Source organism: Rhodanobacter sp. FW104-R8, from assembly GCF_001617365.1.
Taxonomy (GTDB): Bacteria; Pseudomonadota; Gammaproteobacteria; order Xanthomonadales; family Rhodanobacteraceae; genus Rhodanobacter.
In genome coordinates this window covers 1-1,221 of the sequence record NZ_LVJR01000042.1, presented here as the reverse complement: position 1 = coordinate 1,221, position 1,221 = coordinate 1, and the positions used below count along the sequence as shown (strand labels likewise).

Sequence of the window (1,221 nt, the reverse complement as noted above, 5' to 3'; positions counted from 1 at the left end):
GGGTTCTACCCCGTTTTCGCGGACAGTTGAGTTAAGGCCGTAAAGGCCCGGTCCCGAACCTCGATTCTGCGTTGCATTCGGGGATTGTGAAAGCGCTCGATATAGTCAAAGACGTCGGACCTTGCCTCGGCCAGAGTCAGGTAGCGGCGACGATGGACGCGTTCGCGTTTGATCATGCCGAAGAAGCCCTCGGCTGCCGCGTTGTCCGCACAATGACCGACCGCGCTCATGCTGCTTTGGATGTTGTGATCCGTGAGAAAACGCTGATATTCGCCGCTGGTAAATTGCGTGCCGCGATCCGAATGCAGCACCAATGGCTCTCGATCAGGACGCTGCCAGCAAGCCATCAGTACCGCCTTGATCACCATGTGCCTATCCTGAATATCGGACATCGACCATCCGACGATCTGATGGTTGAACAGGTCGAGCACGGTGCACAGATACAGCCACCCCTCGGCGGTGTGGATGTAGGTGATGTCAGTCACCCACTTCGTGTTGGGCTCCAGCGCCGAGAAGTCACGTTCGAGGTGATTCTGGACGTGATCTGGCCGCACGCCCGTGCGCTTGCGCTGCCACGAACGCTTCTGCGGCACCCCGAACAAGCCATCCCTGGCCATCAGCCGGGCGACACGATTACGGCTGGCCGTCTCGCCGGCATAGGACAGATCCTCATGCATGCGCGGCATGCCCATCACGCCATCGCTGGCGGCATGGAGCTCTCGAATGCGCGTCAGCAACCGCTGATTGTCGGTGGCACGAGCGCTCAACGGTCGTTTGTTCCAGGCATGAAAGCCGCTGGTCGACACCTTCAGGCATCGACACATCAGCTGGACAGGGTAGAGACCGCGACAGCGTTGGATCGTCTGATACTTCAGCTCGATTCCCTGGCGAAGAACGCTGCCGCATCGCGCAAAAAATCTCTCTCCTTCTTCACCCGGGCCAGCTCGCGCTTGAGGGTCGCCATCTCCTGGTCGCGCGGCACGCCCGAGCCGGCGAAGGCCTTCGCCTTGTCGGTCTCCAACTCGCGCCGCCACCGGCCCAGAACCCCCGCACCCACGCCAATATCGCGGGCCACCTGACTGAGCTGCGCGCCCGGCTGCCGGGTTAGGCCGACGGCCTCACGCTTGAACTCTTCGCTGAACTTTCTTCGCTTGGACATGACACTCCTTTTTGACCATGATCGGTCTTCTTAGAAGTGTCCGCGTTAACGGGGTAGAACCC

General features: G+C 60.4%; 1 protein-coding gene. It reads right to left on the bottom strand.

The window, feature by feature from the left end; translation table 11 throughout:
- Positions 1-5: 5 nt before the first annotated feature.
- Positions 6-1,159, bottom strand: a protein-coding gene (locus RHOFW104R8_RS10855) for an IS3 family transposase (protein WP_153021708.1) whose coding sequence is annotated in 2 segments (ribosomal slippage) — positions 6-919 and positions 919-1,159 — 1,155 coding nt in all. Because the reading frame shifts where the segments join, the coding sequence is not laid out codon by codon here.
- Positions 1,160-1,221: the final 62 nt, after the last annotated feature.